Genomic DNA, 23,626 nt, shown 5'->3' on the forward strand with positions numbered 1-23,626 from the left:
GGATAATTTTACAAAACCTTTGAATTGTCCCAACATCAAGCTCCTGCAATGATCATCAGCGGTCATTTCGTAAGAATTTCTTTACAATTTTTCCGCTCCGGCGGGAAGTTTTTGCCAGGCGTATCCCTTATGCGTATCAAAGTGCACTGCCAGAACCGTATCGGAATTCTGCGCGACATCCTTAACCTGTTGGTCGACTACGGCATAAACGTCTTGCGCGGCGAAGTAGGGGGTGACCATGGCAACGCCATCTACCTGCACTGCCCGAACCTCATCAACCTCCAGTTCCAGGCCCTGCGCCCCAAGTTCGAGGCCATCACGGGCGTGTTCGGCGTCAAGCGCGTGGGGCTGATGCCCAGCGAGCGCCGGCACATGGAACTCAATGCGCTGCTTGGGGCGCTGGAGTTTCCCGTGCTCTCGATCGACATGGGTGGCAGCATCGTGGCGGCAAACCGGTCGGCAGCCCAATTGCTGGGGGTGCGGGTCGACGAAGTGCCCGGCCTGCCACTGGCTCGCTACGTGGACGACTTCGACTTGCCGGAACTGGTGCGCAGCAACAAGTCGCGTATCAACGGTCTGCGGGTACAGGTTAAGGGCCATGTGTTCCTGGCCGACATCGCGCCGTTGCAGTCCGAGCACGATGACAGCGAAGCGTTGGCTGGCGCCGTGCTCACCCTGCACCGTGCCGATCGCATCGGTGAACGTATCTACAATGTGCGCAAGCAGGAGTTGCGGGGGTTCGACAGCATTTTCCAGAGCTCACGCCTGATGGCTGCCGTTGTCCGTGAAGCGAGGCGAATGGCGCCGCTGGATGCGCCGCTGTTGATCGAAGGGGAGACCGGCACCGGCAAAGAGCTTCTGGCCAGGGCGTGCCACCTGGCGAGCCCGCGTGGGCAGTCGCCGCTGATGGCGCTCAACTGTGCCGGCCTGCCTGAGTCGATGGCCGAGACCGAGCTGTTCGGCTACGGGCCGGGCGCCTTCGAGGGCGCCCGCGCCGAAGGCAAGCTGGGTCTGCTGGAGCTGACGGCCGGCGGCACGCTGTTTCTCGATGGCGTGGCTGAAATGAGCCCGCGGCTTCAGGTGAAGTTGTTGCGGTTCTTGCAGGACGGATGTTTTCGCCGTGTTGGCAGCGACGAAGAGGTCTATCTGGATGTACGGGTGATCTGCGCCACGCAGGTGGACCTGTCCGAGCTCTGCGCCCGGGGCGAATTCCGCCAGGACTTGTACCACCGGCTCAACGTGCTGTCGTTGCACATTCCGCCCTTGCGCGAATGCATGGATGGGCTCGATGGGCTGGTGCAGTATTTTCTCGATCAGGCCAGTCGGCAAATCGGATGCGCCATGCCTCGCCTGGCGCCAGGGGCGATGCAAAAGTTGGCCAGCTATGATTGGCCGGGTAACGTTCGGCAGTTGGAAAACGTGGTATTCCAGGCGGTGTCGTTATGTGAAAACGGTGTGGTCAAGACTGAGCATGTGCGGTTACCCGATTATGGCGTGCGACAGCCCTTGGGTGATTTTTCACTGGACGGTGCATTGTCCGATATTGTCGGGCGTTTTGAAAAAGCCGTATTGGAAAGTTTGCTTGAAGAGTTTCCAAGTAGCCGGGCATTGGGCAAACGCTTGGGTGTATCGCATACGACCATTGCCAATAAGTTAAAAGACTATTCATTGGGCAAATCGTCAGGGCAATGATTGGACAGTGCTCAGCGTAAACTCCTGTCGCTTCAACTTGCTGCTGTTAGTTGTGTGCAGATGGCTGCGAAGGGGGTCATTCGGCCCCCTTGGTCGCCGCGCTGTCAGCCGTTGGAGCAGCCGTTGCCCATCACGCGGTATTCCAGCACGTGGGTGTGGCCCTGCGAGTCGGCGTAGGTCATGCGAGCGGGCACTACGCCGCAGACATTGGGGATTTCACTCATGGAAATGACGTGGTCGATGTCCAGGTGTTGCGAGTAACTGTACTGTTCAACCGGTGCCTGTTCGGCGGCCTGGGCTTCGTCGGCCATGGCTGTCCCGCACAGACTGCCCAGCAGTACTACCATTAAAGCTTTCATGTTTTATCTGCCTATTTAAGGTCGTGACGGTGCGCGCCGTGCATGAGGCACTACGACAACCGTTAAGGTATTGATCAAGTTTGCAGAGAAGTGACAGTTGCCTTCGTGGGGGCGGTTACAGGTTGTCAATCTTCTTGCCGTTGCTGGCGAGATCAATTCTAGAACTGTGACCCAGGCTGAAACAGTGGGGCTTTTGATAAAGTCTATTGGTGAAATTGGTAATAATCCACCAGGCCTGCACCTTGCAGGGCAGCACAATGCCCGCGCCTGAGCGGTTGCGACCCGATCGACTGGCAAATTACTACCAACGTCGAATGGCGGTTATCGCTCTGGTACAGTTACATCGGTCCCATACAAAAACAACTATTACACCGAGGTAAACACGATGAGTGCGGCTCCACTGTATCCCGTTCGTCCCGAGATCGCGGCCACTACCCTGACAGACGAGGCCACCTACAAGGCCATGTACCAGCAGTCGGTGATCAACCCGGACGGCTTCTGGCGTGAGCAGGCCCAGCGCATCGACTGGATCAAGCCCTTCACCAAGGTCAAGCAGACTTCCTTCGATGACCACCACGTGGACATCAAATGGTTTGCCGACGGCACTCTGAACGTTTCCTCCAACTGCCTGGACCGTCACCTGGAAGAGCGTGGCGATCAACTGGCCATTATCTGGGAAGGCGACGACCCCTCCGAGCACCGCAACATCACCTACCGCGAACTGCACGAGCAAGTGTGCAAGTTCGCCAACGCCTTGCGCGGGCAAGACGTGCACCGCGGCGATGTGGTCACCATCTACATGCCGATGATTCCCGAGGCTGTGGTCGCCATGCTGGCCTGCGCCCGTATCGGTGCAATCCATTCGGTCGTATTCGGTGGGTTCTCGCCCGAGGCCCTGGCAGGGCGCATCATCGATTGCAAGTCCAAGGTGGTGATCACTGCTGACGAAGGCGTGCGCGGCGGTCGCCGTACACCGCTCAAGGCCAATGTCGACCTGGCGCTGACCAACCCTGAAACCAGCAGCGTGCAGAAGATCATCGTCTGCAAGCGCACCGGCGGCGACATTGCCTGGCACCAGCACCGCGACATCTGGTACGAAGACCTGATGAAAGTGGCTTCCAGCCACTGCGCGCCGAAGGAAATGGGGGCTGAGGAAGCCCTGTTCATCCTCTACACCTCCGGCTCGACCGGCAAGCCCAAGGGCGTGCTGCACACCACCGGTGGCTACCTGGTATACGCGGCGCTGACCCATGAGCGCGTGTTCGACTACCGCCCAGGCGAGGTGTACTGGTGCACCGCCGACGTCGGCTGGGTCACGGGCCACAGCTACATCGTCTACGGCCCGCTCGCCAACGGCGCCACCACCGTATTGTTCGAAGGTGTGCCGAACTACCCGGATATCACCCGCGTGTCGAAGATCGTCGACAAGCACAAAGTCAACATCCTCTATACCGCACCCACCGCCATCCGCGCCATGATGGCCGAAGGGCAGGCGGCGGTAGACGGCGCCGACGGTTCCAGCCTGCGCCTGCTGGGCTCTGTGGGCGAGCCGATCAACCCCGAAGCCTGGAACTGGTACTACAAGACTGTGGGCAAGGAACGGTGCCCGATCGTCGATACCTGGTGGCAGACCGAAACCGGCGGCATCCTCATCAGCCCATTGCCAGGTGCGACGGCGCTCAAGCCAGGCTCGGCCACGCGCCCGTTCTTTGGCGTGGTACCGGCCCTGGTGGACAACCTGGGTAACCTGATCGAAGGCGCGACCGAGGGCAACCTGGTGATCCTCGATTCATGGCCAGGCCAGTCGCGCTCGCTGTACGGTGACCATGACCGGTTTGTCGATACCTACTTCAAGACGTTCCGGGGCATGTACTTCACCGGTGACGGCGCCCGCCGCGACGAGGACGGCTACTACTGGATCACCGGTCGCGTGGATGACGTGCTGAACGTCTCGGGCCACCGCATGGGCACCGCCGAGATCGAAAGTGCCATGGTGGCGCACGCCAAGGTGGCCGAGGCCGCGGTGGTGGGCGTGCCGCACGACATCAAGGGCCAGGGTATCTATGTCTACGTCACCCTCAATGCTGGCGTCGAGCCAAGCGAGCAACTGCGCCTTGAACTGAAGAACTGGGTGCGCAAGGAAATCGGCCCGATCGCCTCGCCGGATGTGATTCAGTGGGCACCTGGATTGCCAAAGACCCGTTCGGGCAAGATCATGCGCCGCATCCTGCGCAAGATTGCAACCGCCGAGTACGACGCGCTGGGTGACATCTCGACCTTGGCAGACCCAGGTGTCGTGCAGCACCTGATCGACACGCACAAGGCCATGAGCCTGGCCACGGCTTGACGGCACTGCGCGCGGTCCGAGATTCAAGCTTGATGGCAAGCTGATTTGGGGCGCGCCGACAGTGCGCCAGCGTCCAGCACAGGCCCCGCCGGGTTAACCGGCGGGGTTTTTGCTTTATAGACCGCTGGGCCTGTTACCCGGCAGTGATCGGTTACTTTTCTGTCACCAGCAATGCGCTATGGCGGGGCGCCTGGAAACACTTGGCGCTGTTTAGAGGCATTTTAGCCGTCTTGTAGGACGCTCCATCACGCTACACTTGCCGTCCCACAAGGGTTTGCCAATAATAGGCCCAGGATTTGCTAGATTCATGGGTTCAATTTCTTGCGCTTTTGCATATTCTGCATTGGCTGTCAACATCGCCCGCAGCGGTTTCAGGCGCTTCTGTAAGTAGTTGTCGCTTTGAAGAAATTTCGACTACCGGGCTGTCGTTAAAATGCCATTCACTCGCTCGTGGTCTGCGACCTTGGTCGAACCCTGCGCGGCTCGCGTTGTAACCATTCGCATATCGGGCAGCTGTTACCTGCCTTGTATTGCCCCGTACCGATGGAGTTACCTGATGAAGAAGCTCGCACTGCTTGGCGCCCTGGCGCTGTCCGTGTTTTCCCTGGTATCGCAGGCCGATGAAAAACCGCTGAAAATCGGTATCGAAGCGGCTTACCCTCCTTTTGCCTTCAAGCAGCCCGATGGCAGCATCGCCGGCTTCGACTACGACATCGGCAACGCCCTGTGCGAAGAGATGAAGGCCAAGTGCACCTGGGTCGAGCAGGAGTTCGACGGCCTGATTCCTGCGCTGAAAGTGCGCAAGATCGACGCCATCCTGTCTTCGATGTCCATCACCGAAGACCGCAAGAAGTCGGTGGACTTCACCAAGCGTTACTACCTCACCCCGGCGCGTCTGGTGATGAAGGAAGGTACCGCGGTCACCGACAGCCTCGATGAGCTCAAGGGCAAGAAGATTGGCGTGCAGCGTGGCTCGATCCACGATCGCTTCGCCAAGGAAGTACTCGCGCCCAAAGGCGCCACCGTGGTGCCCTACGGCACGCAGAACGAAATCTACCTGGACGTGGCGGCTGGTCGCCTGGACGGCACCGTGGCCGACGCCACGCTGTTGGAAGATGGCTTCCTCAAAACCGATGCCGGCAAGGGCTTCGCGTTCGTAGGCCCTGCCTTCACCGACGTGAAGTACTTCGGTGACGGCGTCGGCATTGCCGTGCGCAAGGGTGACAAGGCCAACGTCGATCGCATCAATGCGGCCATCGATGCCATCCGTGCCAATGGCAAGTACAAAGAGATCGAGAAGAAATACTTCAACTTCGACATCTACGGCCCAGACGCGAACTGAGTCAGCCGTCAATCGCTGTGCAATGGTGCAAACAGCAGAAGCGCTGAGGTTTGCACCATTTTTCATTCTCTAGGTCGAGGACCTCAACATGTTGAAAGGCTACGGGGCAGTCATCCTCGATGGGGCGTGGCTGACGCTACAGCTTGCCCTTTCGTCGATGGCCCTGGCCATCGTGCTCGGCCTGATCGGCGTGGCGCTGCGCTTGTCGCCCGTGCGCTGGCTGGCCTGGCTGGGCGACCTGTATTCCACGGTCATTCGCGGCATACCGGATCTGGTACTGATCCTGCTGATCTTCTATGGCGGGCAGGACATCATCAACCGCGTGGCGCCGCTGGTGGGCTACGACGACTATATCGACCTGAACCCACTGCTGGCAGGTATCGGTACGCTGGGCTTCATTTTCGGCGCCTACCTTTCGGAAACGTTCCGGGGTGCATTCCTGGGCATTCCAAAGGGCCAGGCCGAGGCGGGTGTCGCCTACGGCATGAATGCCCGGCAGGTGTTCTTCCGCATCCAGGTGCCGCAAATGATTCGCCTGGCGATTCCAGGCTTTACCAACAACTGGCTGGTGCTGACCAAGGCCACGGCGTTGATTTCGGTGGTCGGCCTGCAGGACATGATGTTCAAGGCCAAGCAGGCGGCCGATGCCACCCGTGAACCCTTCACCTTCTTCCTGGCAGTGGCGGCCTTGTACCTGGTGCTGACCAGCGTCTCGTTGCTGGCGCTGAAGTATCTGGAGCGCCGCTACTCGGTGGGTGTCAAGGTGACCGAACTATGATCTTCGACTACAACGTGGTCTGGGAAGCGTTGCCGATGTATTTCGACGGCCTGCTCACCACCCTCAAGCTGCTGGCAGTCTCGTTGTTCTTCGGCTTGCTGGCGGCCATTCCGCTGGGCTTGATGCGCGTGTCAAAGCGCCCGTGGGTCAACCTGCCGGCCTGGCTGTACACCTACGTCATTCGTGGCACGCCCATGCTGGTGCAGCTGTTCCTGATCTACTACGGTCTGGCGCAGTTCGAGGCCGTCAGGGCCAGCGTGTTCTGGCCCTTGTTGTCCAGCGCAACCTTCTGCGCGTGCCTGGCCTTTGCCATCAACACCAGCGCCTATACCGCCGAGATCGTTGCCGGCAGCCTCAAAGCCACGCCCCATGGCGAGATCGAGGCGGCCAAGGCCATGGGCATGTCGCGCATGAAGATGTACCGACGCATCCTGCTGCCGTCTGCGCTGCGCCGTGCGCTGCCGCAATACAGCAATGAAGTGATCATGATGCTGCAAACCACCAGCCTGGCGTCGATCGTGACCCTGATCGACATCACCGGTGCCGCGCGCACGGTCAATGCCCAGTACTACCTGCCTTTCGAGGCCTACATCACGGCGGGCGTGTTCTACCTGTGCCTGACCTTCATCCTGGTGCGCCTGTTCAAGATGGCCGAACGCCGCTGGCTCGGCTACCTGGCGCCGCGCAAGCACTGACCGCTCTGTGAGAATCGACAGCATGTACAAACTCCAAGTCCAAGACCTGCACAAGCGCTACGGCAGCCATGAGGTCCTCAAGGGCGTTTCCCTGGCGGCCAAGGCAGGCGATGTCATCAGCATCATCGGCTCCAGTGGGTCGGGCAAGTCCACCTTCCTGCGCTGCATCAACCTGCTGGAGCAGCCCCATGCAGGCAAGATACTGCTCAACAACGAAGAGCTGAAACTCACCCCCGGCAAGGATGGCGCACTCAAGGCAGCCGATGCGCGCCAGCTGCAACGCATGCGCTCGCGCCTGGCGATGGTGTTCCAGCATTTCAACCTGTGGTCGCACATGACGGCGCTGGAGAACATCATCGAGGCGCCAGTACATGTGCTGGGGGTCAGCCGCAAGGAGGCACTGGAGAAGGCCGAGCACTACCTTGAGAAGGTCGGGGTTGCCCACCGCAAGGATGCCTTCCCGGGGCACATGTCCGGTGGCGAGCAGCAACGTGTGGCCATTGCGCGCGCACTGGCCGTTGAACCAGAGGTCATGCTGTTCGACGAACCGACCTCGGCCCTGGACCCTGAACTGGTCGGCGATGTGCTCAAGGTGATGCAGGCACTGGCCCAGGAAGGCCGGACCATGGTGGTGGTGACCCACGAAATGGGTTTTGCCCGCGAGGTGTCCAACCAGTTGGTGTTCCTGCACAAGGGCCTGGTCGAAGAGACCGGCTGCCCCCGTGAGGTGCTGGCCAACCCGCGTTCGGAACGCCTGAAGCAGTTCCTGTCCGGCAGCCTGAAGTAAAAGCTGCTTTTTTGCACCACGATAGGGCATGCTGCGTGTCACGCGCAGCCTGACCCGGCGCATCGAATCGAACGATCTCAGGTTTCGGACCTTACCCTATGACCACCCAGCGAATTGGTTTTCTCATCTGGCCCAGCACCCGGCCACTGACCCTGGCGCTGGCCGAAGAAGTCCTGCAGGTGGCGCAGCGGGTCCATCCCGACGTGGTTTACGAAACCCTGTTCCTGCAGGCCGAAGCCCCGGTCGAAGGCAGCTGGCGCATGCCCGGCGAACCTTGGAACGGGCGCCTGGAAGGGTGCCACAAGCTGTTTTTGATGGCCGATGAGGCGCCGGGCAACATCGGGGCTGCGCTGTCGACGGCGCTCAAGCAATTGGCCCGCAGCGGCTGCATGATTGGCGGGCTGTCTGCCGGGGTCTACCCACTGGCCATGCTTGGCCTGCTCGACGGCTACCGCGCAGCCGTGCATTGGCGCTGGCAGGACGATTTTGCCGAGCGCTTCCCCAAGGTCATCGCCACTAGTCATCTATTCGACTGGGACCGTGATCGCCTGACGGCCTGCGGCGGTATGGCGGTAACCGACCTGTTGCTGGCAGTGCTGGCCCGTGACCATGGCGCGGAGCTGGCAGGCGCGGTGTCCGAGGAACTGGTGGTCGAGCGTATTCGCGAGGGCGGTGAGCGCCAGCGCATCCCGCTGCAGAACCGGCTGGGCTCGAGCCACCCCAAGCTCACCCAGGCGGTGCTGTTGATGGAGGCCAACATCGAGGAGCCGCTGACCACCGATGAAATTGCCCAGCATGTCTGCGTGTCACGGCGACAGCTCGAGCGAATCTTCAAGCAGTACCTGAGCCGAGTGCCGAGCCAGTATTACCTGGAGCTGCGCTTGAACAAGGCACGGCAGATGCTGATGCAGACCAGCAAGTCCATCATCCAGATAGGCCTGTCGTGCGGCTTCTCCTCCGGCCCGCATTTCTCCAGCGCCTACCGTAACTTCTTTGGCGCCACCCCCCGTGAAGACCGCAATCAGCGACGCAACAGCAGCCCGTTCGAACTGAGCTCCGCGCCGGCTGAAAAAGGTTAGTCGACGTGCCGGCACGCCCGGGCTGCACAACGAGGTGAACACCCGTTCACCCAGCTTCTTCTCTGCCGTACACTGCGCGATTGCGACAGTGTTTGTCGCATTGCCGAAAGCCCGCCCGAATGCCGGTTTTGCGCTGTAACAAGTTGTCGCTTGGCCGCAAGGCCACGCGCTGATCGTTCCTTACAATCCCCCCATCGCTCGCCACTTCCAGGTCAGCGATCCTCTTCAGGAGACTCAGATGTCCGTTGAGCAAGCCCCGGTGCTACGTGCCGATTTCGATCAGGTCATGGTCCCCAATTACTCCCCGGCGGCCTTCATTCCTGTGCGAGGCGAGGGCTCCCGTGTCTGGGACCAGACTGGCCGTGAATTGATCGACTTTGCCGGTGGCATCGCTGTCAATGCCCTGGGCCACTGCCATCCGGCCTTGGTCAAGGCACTGACCGATCAGGCCAATACCCTGTGGCATGTATCCAACGTCTTCACCAACGAGCCGGCCCTGCGCCTGGCTCACAAACTGGTTGAGGCCACGTTTGCCGATCGAGCGTTCTTCTGCAACTCTGGCGCCGAGTCCAACGAGGCGGCGTTCAAGTTGGCCCGCCGTGTAGCCCACGACCGCTTCGGCCCTGAAAAGCACGAGATCATCGCAACGCTCAACAGCTTCCACGGCCGCACGTTGTTTACCGTGAGCGTGGGCGGCCAGCCAAAGTATTCCGATGGTTTCGGGCCGAAAATCACTGGTATCAGCCACGTGCCCTACAACGACCTGGAAGCGTTGAAAGCGCATATCTCCGACAAGACCTGCGCTGTGGTGATCGAGCCGATCCAGGGCGAAAGTGGTGTGGTGCCGGCTGACAAGGCCTACCTGGAAGGCGCACGCGCCTTGTGCGACCAGCACAATGCCCTGCTGATATTCGACGAGGTGCAGACCGGTGTCGGTCGTACTGGGTCGCTGTACGCGTACCAGCACTATGGCGTGACGCCCGACATCCTGACCAGCGCCAAGAGCCTGGGCGGCGGCTTCCCCATCGGCGCCATGCTCACCACCAATGACTTGGCCAAGCACCTGGCTGTCGGCACCCACGGTACGACCTACGGCGGCAACCCGCTGGGCTGCGCGGTGGCCTGCGCCGTGCTGGACGTGATCAACACCCCGCAGACCCTGGCAGGCATCAAGGCCAAGCATGAGCGTTTCAAGTCTCGTCTGGAGCAGATCGGCCGCGACAATGGGCTGTTCAGTCATGTGCGCGGCGTGGGCCTGCTGATCGGTTGTGTGCTTTCCGAGGCCTGGCAGGGCAAGGCCAAGGACGTGCTCAACGCCGCTGAGAAGGAAGGCGTCATGGTGTTGCAGGCAGGGCCTGACGTGGTGCGTTTCGCACCTAGCCTGGTGGTCGAGGATGCCGACATCGACGAAGGCCTGCAGCGCTTCGAACGTGCCGTGGTCACCTTGACCCAAGGCTGAGCCGGCTCGCAGGGTTGGCGCCGCGCCGGTTGCAACACCGGCCGGTGAGCCCGGATTCCAACGCAGGCGCCTGACGCCTGCCTTTTTCACGCGCCGCCATTGGCAGCGCGTTTTCCAAGGAGTGACACCATGCTGGTGATGCGCCCGGCGCAAATGGCTGATCTGAACGAAGTGCAGCGAATGGCTGCGGACAGCCCCATTGGTGTCACCTCGTTGCCGGACGACAGCGCTCGGCTGGGCGACAAGATCGCCGCCTCCGAAACCTCCTTCGCCGCCGAGGTCAGCTTCAACGGCGAGGAGCGCTACTTCTTTGTGCTCGAAGACAGCCAGACCGGCAAGCTGGCTGGCTGCTCGGCCATAGTCGCCTCGGCAGGGTATTCCGAGCCTTTCTACAGTTTTCGCAACGAAACTTTCGTCCACGCCTCGCGGGAACTGAAGATCCACAACAAGATTCACGTCCTGTCGCTGTGTCACGACCTGACCGGCAACAGCTTGCTGACCAGTTTCTACGTGCTGCCCGAGCTTGTGGGCAGTGGGTGGGCCGAGCTCAATTCACGGGGTCGCCTGTTGTTCATGGCATCGCACCCCGAGCGTTTTGCCGAGTCGGTTGTGACGGAAATCGTCGGCTTTAGCGACGAGCAGGGCGAGTCGCCCTTCTGGGACGCCATCGGGCGCAACTTCTTCGACTTGAGCTATGCCGATGCCGAGCGCCTGTGCGGCCTCAAGAGCCGCACGTTCCTGGCCGAGCTGATGCCCCATTACCCCATCTATGTGCCCTTGCTGCCTGACGCTGCGCAGGAAGCCATGGGCCAGGTGCATCCGCGGGCACAGATCACCTTCGACATCCTCATGCGCGAAGGCTTCGAAACCGAGCACTACATCGACATCTTCGATGGCGGTCCTACCCTGCATGCCCGTACCTCGGGTATTCGTTCGATTGCGCAAAGCCGCGTGGCGCCCGTGAAGATCGAGCCGGTTGCGGCCCGCGGCACACGGCCGTACCTGGTCTGCAACGGCCAGCTGCAAGATTACCGTGCCGTGCTGGTGGAACTGGACTGGGTACCTGGCAAGCCCGTCAGCCTGAGCCAGGAGGTGGCCGACGCCCTGGGGGTGGGTGAGGGTGCCAGTGTGCGGCTGGTCGCGGCCTGAGCGCCGCCCGCCATCTTGCAGGATTAGCAGAGTTTCGCGCCGGTTGATGCCGCCGCACAAGGAGATAGCATGATCGTTCGTCCTGTACGCAGTAGCGACCTGCCTGCGTTGATCGAATTGGCACGCAGCACCGGCACCACGGGGCTGACCACCCTGCCTGCCAACGAGGAACGCCTGGAGCACCGCGTCGGGTGGGCGGAAAAGAGCTTTCGCGGTGAAGCCGAGCGCGGTGATACCGACTACCTCTTCGTGCTGGAAAACGACGAAGGGCTGGTCGTGGGCATCAGTGCCATCGCTGGCGCCGTAGGCCTGCGCGAGCCCTGGTACAACTACCGCGTCGGGCTTACCGTCAGTGCGTCCCAGGAATTGAAGATCTACCGCGAGATCCCCACGCTGTTCCTGGCCAACGACCTGACCGGCAATTCCGAGCTGTGCTCGCTGTTCCTGCGTCATGACTACCGCTCAGGGCTCAATGGTCGGCTGCTGTCCCGGGCGCGCATGCTGTTCATCGCCGAGTTTCCCGAACTGTTCGGCCAGAAGATCATGGCGGAGATGCGGGGCATGTCCGATGCCCAGGGGCGCTCGCCGTTCTGGGAGAGCCTGGGCCGCCATTTCTTCAAAATGGAATTCAGCCAGGCCGACTACCTGACGGGGGTGGGCAACAAGTCGTTCATCGCCGAGCTGATGCCCAGGTTCCCGCTTTACACCTGCTTCCTGTCCGAAGCGGCGCGCAGCGTGATCGGCCGGGTGCATGCCGACACTGAGCCGGCATTGGCCATGCTCAAGCAGGAAGGCTTCACTTATCAGGGGTACGTGGATATTTTCGACGCAGGGCCTGCCATCGAATGCGACACGGCCCGCATCCGCGCAGTACGCGACAGCCAGACATTGGTACTGGCCATCGGTACGCCTGGTGAGGATGCCACGCCATTCATCATCCACAACCGTAAGCGCGACGACTGCCGCATCACGGCCGCCCCGGCTCGGCTGGCGGCGGGTACGCTGGTGGTCGACCCGCTGACGGCCAAGCGCCTGCGCATGGGTGCAGGCGACAACGTGCGGGCCGTGCCCCTGTCGGCCGCCCGGGAGGGCCAGTAAATGACCACGCATTACATCGGCGGTAACTGGGTAGCAGGGCGCGGCGAGCACTTGGCATCGCTCAACCCGGTGAGTCAGGCGACCGTCTGGCAAGGGCAGGGGGCTGATGCAGGCCAGGTAAAGGCTGCCGTAGAGGCTGCGCGCCAGGCTTTTCCTGCCTGGGCGCACATGAGCCTGCAGGCGCGCATCGAGGTGCTGGAACAGTTTGCGGCGCAGCTAAAACAGCATGCCGACGCGCTGGCCTATTGCATTGGCGAGGAAACCGGCAAGCCCTTGTGGGAATCGGCTACCGAAGTCACCAGCATGATCAACAAGGTGGCAATCTCGGTGCAGAGCTACCGTGAGCGCACCGGTGAGAAGAGCGGCCCTCTGGCTGACGCCACTGCGGTGCTGCGCCACAAGCCCCACGGCGTGGTGGCGGTATTCGGGCCTTACAACTTTCCCGGTCATTTGCCGAACGGGCATATCGTCCCGGCGCTGCTGGCTGGAAACTGCGTGGTGTTCAAACCCAGTGAGCTGACGCCCAAGGTGGCCGAGCTAACCGTCAATTGCTGGATTGCCGCGGGCCTGCCCGCCGGGGTGTTGAACCTAGTGCAAGGTGGCCGTGAAACGGGCGTGGCCTTGGCCGCCGACCCCGGTATCGATGGGTTGTTCTTCACTGGCTCCAGTGGTACCGGTCACCTTCTGCACCAGCAGTTCGCCGGCCGCCCCGACAAGATTCTGGCCTTGGAGATGGGCGGGAACAACGCGCTGGTCGTGGACGAAGTCCAGGACCTTGACGCGGCGGTCTATACCATCGTTCAGTCGGCCTTCATTTCGGCGGGCCAGCGCTGCACCTGCGCGCGCCGTCTGCTGGTGCCGCAGGGCCCATGGGGCGATCAGTTGCTGGAGCGGCTGGTCCAGGTGAGCCGTACCCTGGCCGTGGGTGCTTTCGATCAGCAACCGGCCCCGTTCATGGGGTCGGTGATTTCCCTGCAGGCGGCGCAGGCGCTGCTGACCGCCCAGGCTGAGCTGATCGCCGGGGGCGGCGTCAGCCTGCTGGAGATGACGCAGCCGCAGCATGATGCCGCCTTGCTGACCCCGGGTATCGTCGATGTCACGGGCGTGACGCTGCGCAAGGATGAGGAGTTTTTCGGGCCGCTGCTGCAGGTGCTGCGCTACCCCGATTTCGAGGCGGCCATCGCCGAAGCCAACAACACCCGTTATGGCCTGGCTGCCGGGTTGCTCAGCGATTCCCAGGCCCGCTATGAGCATTTCTGGCTACACAGCCGCGCAGGCATCGTCAACTGGAACCGGCAGCTCACCGGTGCAGCCAGCAGCGCACCGTTCGGTGGGGTGGGCGCCAGTGGCAATCACCGGGCAAGCGCCTACTACGCAGCCGACTACTGCGCCTACCCCGTCGCGTCGCTGGAGGCCACCAGCTTGACCTTGCCGGCCACCCTGGCGCCGGGCGTCACACTATAAAGATGGTCGGAGCCTTGCCGATGAAAGCATACGAAGTGAATTTTGACGGCCTGGTAGGGCCTACCCACAACTACGGTGGCTTGTCCTACGGCAACGTGGCCTCCCAGAGCAACAGCCACCAAGGGTCCAACCCGCGCGAAGCGGCGCGCCAGGGGCTGGCTAAAATGAAGGCGCTGGCCGACCTTGGCTTCAAGCAGGGGGTACTGGCGCCCCAGGAGCGCCCCGATGTGGCCGCGCTGCGCCAGCTTGGCTTCGCCGGCACCGATGCCCAGGTGATCCAGCGCGCCGCACGGGAGGCCATGCCGCTGCTGGTTGCCAGTTGCTCGGCTTCGAGCATGTGGGTGGCCAACGCCGCGACGGTCAGCCCCAGCGCCGATACGGCCGATGGGCGGGTGCACTTCACTGCTGCCAACCTCAACTGCAAATACCACCGCAGTATCGAACACCCCACTACCAGTCGCGTGCTGGCAGCCATGTTCGGGGACGAGGCCCATTTCAGTCACCATCGCGCCTTGCCGAGCGTCGCCCAATTCGGCGATGAGGGCGCCGCGAACCATACGCGGTTCTGCCGCGATTATGGGCAGGCTGGGGTCGAATTCTTCGTCTATGGCCGCAGTGCTTTCGACAGCCGCTACCCGGCACCTCAGAAATACCCGGCCCGGCAAACCCTCGAAGCGTCCCAGGCCGTGGCCCGCCTGCACGGGCTCAGCGCCGACGCGGTGGTCTATGCTCAGCAAAACCCCGCGGTGATCGACCAGGGTGTGTTTCACAACGATGTGATCGCGGTCGGCAATGGGGAGGTGCTGTTCTACCATGAGGATGCGTTTCTCGATACCGAGGCCGTGCTCACCGAGCTTCGTGCCAAGCTGGCGGCCAAAGGCGGTGAGTTGCAGGCCATTTGCGTGCCGCGTGCCACCGTATCGGTAGAGGATGCCGTGCGCTCCTACCTGTTCAACAGCCAGCTGCTCAGCCGCGACGATGGTTCAATGCTGCTGGTGGTGCCGGAAGAGTGCCGCAACAACGAGCGGGTCTGGGCGTATCTGCAGCAGCTTACCAGCCTGGGCACAGCGGTGCGGGAGGTGCAGGTGTTCGACCTCAAGCAGAGCATGCAAAACGGTGGCGGGCCGGCTTGCCTGCGCCTGCGTGTGGCCCTGAACGAAACGGAACTGGCGGCGGTGAACCAAGGCGTTATCATGAGCGCCCCGTTGTACGAGACACTGCTGCAGTGGGTCGATCGGCACTACCGTGACCGTCTGGTCGACGCTGACCTGGCCGATCCTCTGTTGCTGCAGGAGTGCCGTACGGCACTGGACGAATTGACCCAGATACTGAAGTTGGGCTCGGTATACCCGTTCCAACGCCAACCTTGAAGAGAGAATTGCAATGACCGACGCCCTGCGCCTGATCCTGGAAGATGAAGACGGCACTCAGCTGGAAACTTCGTGCACGCGCTTTGCCGTGATGTGGCAAGGCAAGGAAGTATGGATCCAGCAGGACGGCCGCGGCCAACTGCTGATCGGGGTGGATGTGGAGGAGGGCGACGCCGAATATGCCAACCTGCTGCTGCGCCCCCTGGCGACCAACCTGGTCAGCCTGCAACTGGAAATGGAGCCGGCCGACGTCGGCGAAGACGACGACCACGTTCACGGTCCGGACTGCGGCCACCATCACTGAGGACGCCCGCCATGCTCGCCCTTGGCAAATTGCTTGAGCTGACCCTCACCGGCCATGAACCGGCCGAGAAGACCCAAGTGACGCCCAGGGGCGTGCGCCTTCGCTGGCTGGGGCAGGGAGCCCTGGAAGTGAGCCCCGGCGCCGCTGACGACTGCGGCCTGGACCTGTTGCTGTCTGCAGGTATTCACGGCAACGAGACCGCCCCGATCGAGTTGCTCGAACGTCTGCTGCATGGTGTTGCACGTGGAGACATCGTGCCTCGAGCGCGGGTGCTGTTCCTGTTCGGCAACCCGGCGGCCATCGTCAAAGGTGAGCGGTTCGTCGAACAGGACATCAACCGCCTGTTCAATGGCCGCCACGAGCAATCCAGCGGGCCGGAGGCGTTGCGCGCTGCCGAGCTCGAACAGTTCGCGCGGGTCTTTTTCAGCAAGCCTGGGCGTAGTCGCTTGCACTACGACCTGCACACGGCCATTCGAGGCTCCAGGATCGAGCAGTTCGCGCTGTATCCCTTCAAGCAAGGGCGCACACATTCCCGGCGTGAACTGGCCCGCCTGGCTGCGGCGGGCATGGAGGCGGTGCTGTTGCAGTGCAAGCCTTCGATCACGTTCAGTGCCTTTACCTACGAGCAGCTCGATGCCGAGGCCTTTACGCTTGAGCTCGGCAAGGCCCGCCCTTTTGGCCAGAACGACGCGGTGAATCTGGACAAGCTCGAAGCACGGCTAGTGCACATCCTTCAGGCCACCGAGCCCGATGACGACGGGTCGTTTGAGGGGTTGCAGTTGTTTCGCGTGGCGCGTGAGGTCATCAAGCACAGCGACGGTTTCCGCTTGCACCTGCCAGCAGACATCCAGAATTTCTCCCCGCTGGACAAAGGCTACCTGCTGGCCGATGACCTAGCCGGCGTGCGCTGGGTAATCGAAGAAGAGGGCGCGCGGATCATCTTCCCCAACCCCAAGGTGCGTAATGGCCTCAGGGCGGGAATCATCGTGGTGCCTGATGACGGTGAAAATCTGGCCTGAACCTTAGATGTCGGTACCCGGAGCCGGTAGCAGTACGCCCGGAGCCAAGGCTTCGTATGCGTCCTGCAGCAGCCTGGCAAGTGCAGTCAGGCCGTCCAAGCCCTTGGCTTGGTAAGGGTCGTACAGTACAGCGGTGTATTCACCGGGTAGCAAATCGGCGTATTTGGCTGGGATGACGCGGCTCAGGTCAAAGCCTGGTCCCTGTTGCGCCGGGCCTGCATGGCATTGCATGAGCACGATGTCGGGTACGTTGGCGTAGCCTTGACGGGCAGCGTCCAATGCCTTTTTCAAATCTGGGTAGCCCGACAGCAATGCGAGCTGCTCATACACCCGGTTCTGGAACTGCGGAGTGCCGTAGATGAAGAGGTGGTCGATGGCAGTGGTTTCGAAACGCGCATCATCGCTAGCATTGGCATCCACGCGCAGTGTGCCATCGGCGTTATCGGTCAACCCTGCTGGAATGTCCTCGCCGCTGAACAGCAAGTGCACACGCTGATCGGGTGTGGACCTGTTCAGTCTCAGCGACACCCCGTTCACTTCCAGATCCAGGCCGCACTCCTGGCTCAGGCTAACGTTCGCAGTATTGAGCCAGACCTGGATTTCATCGAGAGTGCCAACCTTCACATCGTCGTCGAAAGCCTCGATCAGCCTTCGTTGGATGTTGAACTTGTTAGCCGAATAGAGTTTGTACAGCTCGTAACCAAAATAGACACGAGACCCGAGACGTTCTTCGCCGTCTGTAGCATCGTAGGCTAACGCTTCGTCCATTTCCCCGAAGCTCAAACGCTCGCTTTTGTCGCCGCCGTCGATATTGAAGGTTTGGGTTACTGCAGTCATGGGCATGATCTCCTGTTCAAGAGCATTCAGGCTAAGCCTGCCGGCTTTGCTGGGTGCGGTAGTTATTTAGGCTCAGCCGAAGCTGTATTGAATGGGCCGGTGATCCACCGGAGTCTGTGTCCAATCCTGCCTACGGATAGGTCAGCCGGGCTGGCAAGCCAAGCTCGAAACGCAGCGCATTCTCATTGAAGGGGAAGGGGTTGCTGGTGTCTGGCGGTGTGGCCGGATCGTCATCGTAGTCGAAGCCTTGTGGCCCCGCCTCCAAACCAACGGCCTGCCGTTCCGGCTCGTCAGTGACGCTGCCGGTGACGAAATTCCAGACATGACAGAGCTCGTGATAGAGCATGACCAGTGAAGGCGTGTCAGGGCGTTGAGCCAGTGGGTTGTAGCCGATGCGGCAATTGAGTGCGCGCGCACCGCGTTTGCCGTTGCGAATCGTTGGGTCACCCTGGCCAGGGTCGAAGTCGGCATAGGCGTTGTCCAGGGCGTCTATGCTCGAGATGACCACCCGCGCATCCTTGGCCACCAGGTCTTGAAGCAATACCGAGGCGGCGGGGCTGGCCCGGAGCAGATTGAGTTGACGGTTCACCTTCTCGATGTAGTGCGCCTCGCCCTGCACCAGAAACGTCTTGAGGTAATCGGCGGGCAGAGTCGTCTGGGCAAGGTCATGAAGCACAGGCGCTGTGAAGCCGCCTTCAGGCGTGATAGCGCGTGCGTCACCGTACAAGCGGTCGTCCAGCATGCCGGTCGTGAGGCGGTTATGGCCGTCGAGTGCCTCGATCACGGCCCTGCCTTCGACAACCTTGACGGTATCTTCGCCTTCGCCTGCGTAGATGAAGGCATGGGCTGCGCCGCTGTGCACGGTGTCGTTGCCGGCACCGGCATCGATCTCCACTTGCTGCAGGCGCGTAGTTTCGATCAGGTCGTTGCCTGGGCCTGCATCGACCACCACTCGCCCGACGGCGGTGCTGGCAGCCGTGGCCACACCTTCCAATTGAATGATGTCGTCGCCATCGCCGGTTTCCACCACTACCTGGTTGGCGACCGCGGTGGCCACGTGTACACGGTCATCACCTGAGCCTGTGCGAACGTGAAGGATGTCGTCGCCCATCAGCGCCAGTTCGTAGCGCAAGCCGCTGCTGCGCAGCATCACGCCGCTGGCATGCGCTTCGACAGCCAGCGTGACACTGGGTCGCAGCGCCTGCACCCGCACGATTCGATCTTCACGCGCGATGATGAACGCCTGGTCCTGATAGGGCAGCACATGCTGCTCCACCAGGCCGGCGGGGGTATATACGACAAGATTGGCTTGAGGCATTGGCGGTATCCTTCTGGTTTCGAGGAAAGCACCTTAAGCCCCGGCCAGGGCGGCTCAGCGGTAACCGGCTACCGCATTTGCTTGATGACCCTCGGTGTTCAGGGCGCATGTTGGGTCTACCGTTGGCAGACAGCGGTTTCAGGAGTTGCCAGCCAGGAAGCCAGGGATTTAGCATCAGGCGTGATGAATGATTGATGCGTTTGACGCTGCCAATAGCCGATTCGGCCATTTCAATAGCACAAACTCACTGCACCAAGCCTGCAGGCCCGATATAATGCGGCCCTTTGCCGTCGTTTCGTCGACGCTTTGCCCTGATGGGCCGCCGTTTCCGTGGAAGATCCTATGAAAAGCGCAGAAATCCGTGAAGCCTTCCTTCGCTTCTTCGAAGAACAGGGGCATACCCGAGTCGCGTCCAGTTCGCTGATTCCGAACAACGACCCGACCCTGTTGTTCACCAATGCCGGCATGAACCAGTTCAAGGACTGTTTCCTCGGAGCGGAGAAGCGCGCCTATACCCGTGCTGTCAGCAGCCAGAAGTGCGTGCGCGCCGGTGGCAAGCACAACGACCTGGAAAACGTCGGTTACACCGCACGTCACCATACCTTCTTCGAAATGCTGGGCAACTTCAGCTTTGGTGATTACTTCAAGCGCGACGCCATCACCTTCGCCTGGACTTTCCTCACGTCGGAGAAGTGGCTGAACCTGCCCAAGGACAAGCTCTGGGTCACGGTCTATGCCACCGACGACGAAGCCTACGACATCTGGACCAAGGAAGTGGGTGTGCCCGCCGAGCGCATGGTCCGCATCGGCGACAACAAGGGCGCGCCCTATGCGTCGGACAACTTCTGGACCATGGGCGACACCGGTCCATGCGGTCCGTGCACCGAAATCTTCTATGACCACGGTGCAGACATCTGGGGCGGCCCGCCCGGCTCGCCTGAAGAAGACGGCGACCGTTACATCGAGATCTGGAACAACGTGTTCATGCAGTTCAACCGTACAGCCGACGGCGTGCTGCACCCGCTGCCGGCGCCGTCGGTCGATACCGGCATGGGCCTGGAGCGCATCAGCGCCGTGCTGCAGCACGTGCATTCGAACTACGAGATCGACCTGTTCCAGAACCTGCTGTCAGCGGCTGCCACGGCCATCGGTTGCAGCAACGAGGGGCAGGCCTCACTGAAAGTGGTGGCCGACCACATCCGTTCCTGCGGCTTCCTGATTGCCGACGGCGTGCTGCCTTCGAACGAAGGCCGTGGCTATGTGCTGCGCCGCATCATTCGTCGTGCTTGCCGTCACGGCAACAAGCTGGGCGCCAAGGGCAGCTTCTTCTACCAGATCGTCGCCGCGCTGGTTGCCGAAATGGGTGAAGCGTTCCCGGAGCTGGGCAGCCAACAGGCGCATATCGAGCGTGTGCTTAAAGCCGAAGAAGAACAGTTCGCCAAGACCCTTGAGCAGGGCCTGCGCATTCTCGAGCAGGACCTGGCCCAGTTGCAGGGCGACGCGGTGCCGGGCGATGTGGTGTTCAAGCTTTACGACACCTACGGCTTCCCGATGGACCTGACTGCCGATATCGCCCGTGAGCGCGAGCTCACCATCGACGAGGCCGGTTTCGAACGTGAAATGGAGGCCCAGCGCGAGCGTGCACGCTCTGCCAGCGCGTTTGGCATGGACTACAACAGCCTGGTCAAGGTCGACAGTGCGACCGAGTTCCTGGGCTACGAGGCCACCGAAGCCTCGGCCAGGATCATTGCGCTGTATCACGATGGCCAGTCGGTTGACCAACTGGGCGAGGGCCAGGAAGGCGTGATCGTGCTAGATCGCACGCCTTTCTACGCCGAGTCCGGTGGCCAGGTGGGCGACTCCGGTTACATCCAGGCAGGCTCGGCGCGCTTCGACGTGCGCGACACCACCAAGACCGGTGGCGCCTTCTTGCATCACGGCGTGGTCGCCACCGGTGCGCTGGTCGTAGGCTCTCCGGTGCAAACCATGGTCGACGCGGATGTGCAGCACGCCACCGCCCTGAACCACTCGGCTACCCACCTGTTGCATGAAGCCTTGCGCCAGGTGCTGGGCGAGCATGTGCAGCAGAAAGGCTCGCTGGTGGACAGCCAGCGCCTGCGCTTTGACTTCAGCCACTTCGAAGCGGTGAAGCCTGAGCAGATCAAGGCGCTGGAAGACATCGTCAACCGCGAAGTACGCCGCAACACGCCTGTGCAAACCGAGCTGACCGACATCGAGACGGCCAAAGCCAAGGGTGCCATGGCCCTGTTCGGCGAGAAGTATGGCGATACGGTGCGCGTGCTGACCATGGGCGGCGACTTTTCGGTAGAGCTGTGCGGTGGCATTCATGCCAAGCGCACAGGCGACATCAGTGTCTTCAAGATCATCAGCGAAGGCGGCGTGGCGTCGGGCGTGCGTCGTATCGAGGCCGTGACCGGTGCTGCTGCGCTGGCTTACTTGAACGCTGCCGAGGAGCAGGTCAAGGAAGCGGCGCAACTGGTGAAGGGTAACCGCGACAACCTGATCGACAAGCTGTCGGCTGTGCTTGAGCGCAACCGCCAGCTGGAAAAGCAGCTCGAGCAGCTGCAGGCCAAGGCCGCCAGCGCCGCCGGGGATGATCTCTCCAACGCGGCTGTGGCGGTCAAGGGTGCCAAGGTGCTCGCCGCCCGTGTAGACGGGCAGGATGGCAAGGCCTTGCTCGCCCTGGTCGATCAGCTTAAGAACAAGCTCGGCCATGCAGTGATCCTGCTGGGCAGCGAGCATGAGGGCAAGGTCGTGCTGGTGGCCGGCGTGACCAAAGACCTCTCCAGCCAACTCAAGGCTGGCGATCTGATGAAGCAAGCCGCTGCGGCAGTGGGTGGCAAGGGCGGCGGGCGTCCGGACATGGCACAGGGTGGCGGCGTCGACGTCGCGGCCCTGGACCAGGCCCTGGCGCTGGCCGTGCCGTTCGCAGAGCAGGGACTTTGAGATGAAGGGCAGGGCGGCTTGAGCGCGAACTGCGCTCCTGGCCCCGCTGGGGTGAGTCGTCCTGTCCTTCAGGTTGGATTGTTTTTTGGGGCCCTGTATGGGCTGAGGCACCATTGAAATGGCGTTGATCGTACAGAAATTTGGCGGCACCTCTGTCGGTTCCATCGAGCGGATCGAGCAGGTAGCCGACAAGGTCAAGAAGCACCGTGAGGCAGGCGACGACCTGGTGGTCGTGCTCTCTGCCATGAGCGGCGAAACCAACAGACTGATCGACCTGGCCAAGCAGATCAGCGAGCATCCGGTTCCGCGCGAGCTGGATGTGATCGTGTCCACGGGCGAGCAAGTCACCATCGCGCTGTTGGCCATGGCATTGACCAAGCGCGGTGTGCCTGCCGTGTCGTACACCGGCAATCAGGTACGCATCCTTACCGACAGTGCCCATAACAAGGCGCGCATCCTGCAGATCGACGACCAGAAAATCCGCGCTGATCTCAAGGCCGGGCGTGTGGTCGTGGTGGCGGGCTTCCAGGGTGTGGATGAGCACGGCAACATCACCACACTCGGCCGGGGTGGTTCCGACACCACAGGTGTCGCCCTGGCCGCTGCGCTCAAGGCGCAGGAATGCCAGATCTACACCGATGTCGATGGCGTCTACACCACCGACCCTCGCGTAGTGCCGCTGGCACGACGCCTGGAGAAGATCACCTTCGAAGAGATGCTGGAAATGGCCAGCCTCGGTTCCAAGGTGCTGCAGATTCGCTCGGTGGAATTCGCCGGCAAGTACAACGTCCCGCTGCGCGTGCTGCACAGCTTCAAGGAGGGTCCGGGTACCCTCATTACCATCGATGAAGAGGAATCCATGGAACAGCCGATCATTTCCGGTATCGCCTTCAACCGTGATGAAGCCAAGCTGACCATCCGCGGCGTACCGGACAATCCGGGCGTGGCGTTCAAGATTCTCGGCCCGATCAGTGCATCGAACATCGAAGTGGACATGATCGTGCAGAACGTGGCCCACGATAACACCACCGATTTCACCTTCACCGTACAGCACAATGAGTACGAGAAGGCTCAGAGCGTGCTGCAGAATACCGCGCGCGAAATCGGTGCCCGTGAAGTGATCGGTGATACCAAGATCGCCAAGGTTTCCATCGTCGGCGTCGGCATGCGTTCGCACGCGGGCGTTGCAAGCCGCATGTTCGAAGCGCTGGCCAAGGAGAGCATCAACATCCAGATGATCTCCACCTCCGAGATCAAGGTGTCGGTGGTGATCGAGGAGAAGTACCTGGAACTGGCGGTGCGCGCCCTGCACACCGCCTTCGAGCTTGACGCCCCGGCTCGACAGAGCGAGTAAGGCCTTGCCTGGAAGGGCGCGGCTTGCCGCGCCCTTCGCGTTTCTGCTCGTTGCGCAGGCCCCGTCCAGGTCCGCGTATGAAGCACAGCAGCCTGTGTCGATGTCCACGACCGGGCTGAAACCCAAAAGACTGTTACCCCTGAATGTTTTGCGTAAGGAGAAAGCTATGTTGATTCTGACTCGTCGCTGTGCGGAGAGCCTGATCATT

General features: G+C 61.6%; 19 protein-coding genes. 16 read left to right on the top strand and 3 right to left on the bottom strand.

Features of this window, described 5'->3' with window-relative positions; genetic code table 11:
- Window positions 1–129: 129 nt before the first annotated feature.
- A complete protein-coding gene (locus tag ACK59L_RS09735) occupies window positions 130–1,692 on the top strand; it encodes a sigma-54-dependent transcriptional regulator (protein WP_409273259.1) in 1,563 nt (520 codons plus the stop codon).
- Window positions 1,693–1,796: 104 nt separating this feature from the next.
- Here the strand turns inward: ACK59L_RS09735 and ACK59L_RS09740 are convergent, their stop codons facing one another.
- Window positions 1,797–2,051 (bottom strand): DUF2790 domain-containing protein, encoded by a 255-nt coding sequence (locus ACK59L_RS09740; RefSeq protein ID WP_027915912.1) that lies wholly within the window; start codon window positions 2,049–2,051, stop codon window positions 1,797–1,799.
- Window positions 2,052–2,436: 385 nt separating this feature from the next.
- Here ACK59L_RS09740 and acs point away from each other — a divergent pair, with 385 nt between their 5' ends.
- The 13 genes from acs to astE all read left to right on the top strand — a co-directional run bounded on the left by acs (window position 2,437) and on the right by astE (window position 16,942).
- Entirely contained in the window at window positions 2,437–4,398 is a 1,962-nt protein-coding gene (acs, locus tag ACK59L_RS09745) for an acetate--CoA ligase (protein WP_058605578.1), read from the top strand.
- A 556-nt stretch (window positions 4,399–4,954) separates the two neighbouring features.
- Window positions 4,955–5,740 carry an ABC transporter substrate-binding protein gene (locus ACK59L_RS09750; RefSeq protein WP_027915913.1) on the top strand — a complete coding sequence of 262 codons (786 nt, stop codon included), beginning with the start codon at window positions 4,955–4,957 and terminating at the stop codon, window positions 5,738–5,740.
- An 88-nt stretch (window positions 5,741–5,828) separates the two neighbouring features.
- On the top strand, window positions 5,829–6,518 hold the full coding sequence (locus ACK59L_RS09755) for an ABC transporter permease (protein ID WP_023533806.1): 690 nt from the start codon (window positions 5,829–5,831) through the stop codon (window positions 6,516–6,518).
- Entirely contained in the window at window positions 6,515–7,213 is a 699-nt protein-coding gene (locus ACK59L_RS09760) for an ABC transporter permease (RefSeq protein ID WP_023533799.1), read from the top strand. Before ACK59L_RS09755 ends, ACK59L_RS09760 begins: the two co-directional genes overlap by 4 nt.
- 22 nt (window positions 7,214–7,235) lie before the next feature.
- Window positions 7,236–8,000 (top strand): ABC transporter ATP-binding protein, encoded by a 765-nt coding sequence (locus tag ACK59L_RS09765; protein ID WP_027915914.1) that lies wholly within the window; start codon window positions 7,236–7,238, stop codon window positions 7,998–8,000.
- A 98-nt stretch (window positions 8,001–8,098) separates the two neighbouring features.
- On the top strand, window positions 8,099–9,079 hold the full coding sequence (gene argR, locus ACK59L_RS09770) for a transcriptional regulator ArgR (RefSeq protein ID WP_058637610.1): 981 nt from the start codon (window positions 8,099–8,101) through the stop codon (window positions 9,077–9,079).
- Between the two features lie 238 nt (window positions 9,080–9,317).
- Window positions 9,318–10,538 carry an aspartate aminotransferase family protein gene (locus ACK59L_RS09775; protein WP_196136224.1) on the top strand — a complete coding sequence of 407 codons (1,221 nt, stop codon included), beginning with the start codon at window positions 9,318–9,320 and terminating at the stop codon, window positions 10,536–10,538.
- Between the two features lie 129 nt (window positions 10,539–10,667).
- On the top strand, window positions 10,668–11,687 hold the full coding sequence (gene aruF, locus ACK59L_RS09780; RefSeq protein WP_196136223.1) for an arginine/ornithine succinyltransferase subunit alpha: 1,020 nt from the start codon (window positions 10,668–10,670) through the stop codon (window positions 11,685–11,687).
- 69 nt (window positions 11,688–11,756) lie between these two features.
- Window positions 11,757–12,785, top strand: coding sequence for an arginine N-succinyltransferase (astA, locus tag ACK59L_RS09785; RefSeq protein ID WP_023533743.1), 1,029 nt, complete (start codon window positions 11,757–11,759; stop codon window positions 12,783–12,785).
- Window positions 12,786–14,249, top strand: a complete 1,464-nt coding sequence (astD, locus tag ACK59L_RS09790) for a succinylglutamate-semialdehyde dehydrogenase (RefSeq protein WP_409273264.1) — start codon at window positions 12,786–12,788, stop codon at window positions 14,247–14,249.
- A 20-nt stretch (window positions 14,250–14,269) separates the two neighbouring features.
- Window positions 14,270–15,619 (top strand): N-succinylarginine dihydrolase, encoded by a 1,350-nt coding sequence (astB, locus tag ACK59L_RS09795; RefSeq protein ID WP_409273266.1) that lies wholly within the window; start codon window positions 14,270–14,272, stop codon window positions 15,617–15,619.
- A 13-nt stretch (window positions 15,620–15,632) separates the two neighbouring features.
- Complete coding sequence (locus tag ACK59L_RS09800; RefSeq protein WP_023533754.1) at window positions 15,633–15,923, top strand: type IIA topoisomerase (DNA gyrase/topo II, topoisomerase IV), A subunit; 291 nt, start codon at window positions 15,633–15,635, stop codon at window positions 15,921–15,923.
- An 11-nt stretch (window positions 15,924–15,934) separates the two neighbouring features.
- Window positions 15,935–16,942 (top strand): succinylglutamate desuccinylase, encoded by a 1,008-nt coding sequence (gene astE / locus ACK59L_RS09805; RefSeq protein WP_409273268.1) that lies wholly within the window; start codon window positions 15,935–15,937, stop codon window positions 16,940–16,942.
- A 3-nt stretch (window positions 16,943–16,945) separates the two neighbouring features.
- Here the strand turns inward: astE and ACK59L_RS09810 are convergent, their stop codons facing one another.
- Both ACK59L_RS09810 and ACK59L_RS09815 read right to left on the bottom strand, forming a co-directional pair.
- Window positions 16,946–17,779, bottom strand: coding sequence for a hypothetical protein (locus ACK59L_RS09810; RefSeq protein WP_196136220.1), 834 nt, complete (start codon window positions 17,777–17,779; stop codon window positions 16,946–16,948).
- Window positions 17,780–17,909: 130 nt separating this feature from the next.
- Complete coding sequence (locus ACK59L_RS09815; protein WP_409273271.1) at window positions 17,910–19,097, bottom strand: M91 family zinc metallopeptidase; 1,188 nt, start codon at window positions 19,095–19,097, stop codon at window positions 17,910–17,912.
- Between the two features lie 342 nt (window positions 19,098–19,439).
- Between ACK59L_RS09815 and alaS the strand changes: the two genes are divergently transcribed.
- Together alaS and ACK59L_RS09825 are read left to right on the top strand one after the other, a co-directional pair.
- Window positions 19,440–22,064, top strand: a complete 2,625-nt coding sequence (gene alaS / locus ACK59L_RS09820) for an alanine--tRNA ligase (RefSeq protein WP_409273273.1) — start codon at window positions 19,440–19,442, stop codon at window positions 22,062–22,064.
- A gap of 118 nt (window positions 22,065–22,182) precedes the next feature.
- Window positions 22,183–23,418 carry an aspartate kinase gene (locus ACK59L_RS09825; protein ID WP_023533761.1) on the top strand — a complete coding sequence of 412 codons (1,236 nt, stop codon included), beginning with the start codon at window positions 22,183–22,185 and terminating at the stop codon, window positions 23,416–23,418.
- The last annotated feature ends 208 nt before the right edge of the window (window positions 23,419–23,626 follow it).

It is taken from the genome of Pseudomonas sp. KCJK9111 (assembly GCF_046231935.1).
Taxonomy (GTDB): domain Bacteria; phylum Pseudomonadota; class Gammaproteobacteria; order Pseudomonadales; family Pseudomonadaceae; genus Aquipseudomonas; species Aquipseudomonas parafulva_B.

Excerpts from the sequence above, each read along its gene's own strand:
- ACK59L_RS09735 (WP_409273259.1), top strand. The coding sequence starts at position 130 with ATGCGTATCAAAGTGCACTGCCAGAACCGTATCGGAATTCTGCGCGAC.
- ACK59L_RS09740 (WP_027915912.1), bottom strand. The coding sequence starts at position 2,051 with ATGAAAGCTTTAATGGTAGTACTGCTGGGCAGTCTGTGCGGGACAGCC.
- acs (WP_058605578.1), top strand. The coding sequence starts at position 2,437 with ATGAGTGCGGCTCCACTGTATCCCGTTCGTCCCGAGATCGCGGCCACT.
- ACK59L_RS09750 (WP_027915913.1), top strand. The coding sequence starts at position 4,955 with ATGAAGAAGCTCGCACTGCTTGGCGCCCTGGCGCTGTCCGTGTTTTCC.
- ACK59L_RS09755 (WP_023533806.1), top strand. The coding sequence starts at position 5,829 with ATGTTGAAAGGCTACGGGGCAGTCATCCTCGATGGGGCGTGGCTGACG.
- ACK59L_RS09760 (WP_023533799.1), top strand. The coding sequence starts at position 6,515 with ATGATCTTCGACTACAACGTGGTCTGGGAAGCGTTGCCGATGTATTTC.
- ACK59L_RS09765 (WP_027915914.1), top strand. The coding sequence starts at position 7,236 with ATGTACAAACTCCAAGTCCAAGACCTGCACAAGCGCTACGGCAGCCAT.
- argR (WP_058637610.1), top strand. The coding sequence starts at position 8,099 with ATGACCACCCAGCGAATTGGTTTTCTCATCTGGCCCAGCACCCGGCCA.
- ACK59L_RS09775 (WP_196136224.1), top strand. The coding sequence starts at position 9,318 with ATGTCCGTTGAGCAAGCCCCGGTGCTACGTGCCGATTTCGATCAGGTC.
- aruF (WP_196136223.1), top strand. The coding sequence starts at position 10,668 with ATGCTGGTGATGCGCCCGGCGCAAATGGCTGATCTGAACGAAGTGCAG.
- astA (WP_023533743.1), top strand. The coding sequence starts at position 11,757 with ATGATCGTTCGTCCTGTACGCAGTAGCGACCTGCCTGCGTTGATCGAA.
- astD (WP_409273264.1), top strand. The coding sequence starts at position 12,786 with ATGACCACGCATTACATCGGCGGTAACTGGGTAGCAGGGCGCGGCGAG.
- astB (WP_409273266.1), top strand. The coding sequence starts at position 14,270 with ATGAAAGCATACGAAGTGAATTTTGACGGCCTGGTAGGGCCTACCCAC.
- ACK59L_RS09800 (WP_023533754.1), top strand. The coding sequence starts at position 15,633 with ATGACCGACGCCCTGCGCCTGATCCTGGAAGATGAAGACGGCACTCAG.
- astE (WP_409273268.1), top strand. The coding sequence starts at position 15,935 with ATGCTCGCCCTTGGCAAATTGCTTGAGCTGACCCTCACCGGCCATGAA.
- ACK59L_RS09810 (WP_196136220.1), bottom strand. The coding sequence starts at position 17,779 with ATGACTGCAGTAACCCAAACCTTCAATATCGACGGCGGCGACAAAAGC.
- ACK59L_RS09815 (WP_409273271.1), bottom strand. The coding sequence starts at position 19,097 with ATGCCTCAAGCCAATCTTGTCGTATATACCCCCGCCGGCCTGGTGGAG.
- alaS (WP_409273273.1), top strand. The coding sequence starts at position 19,440 with ATGAAAAGCGCAGAAATCCGTGAAGCCTTCCTTCGCTTCTTCGAAGAA.
- ACK59L_RS09825 (WP_023533761.1), top strand. The coding sequence starts at position 22,183 with ATGGCGTTGATCGTACAGAAATTTGGCGGCACCTCTGTCGGTTCCATC.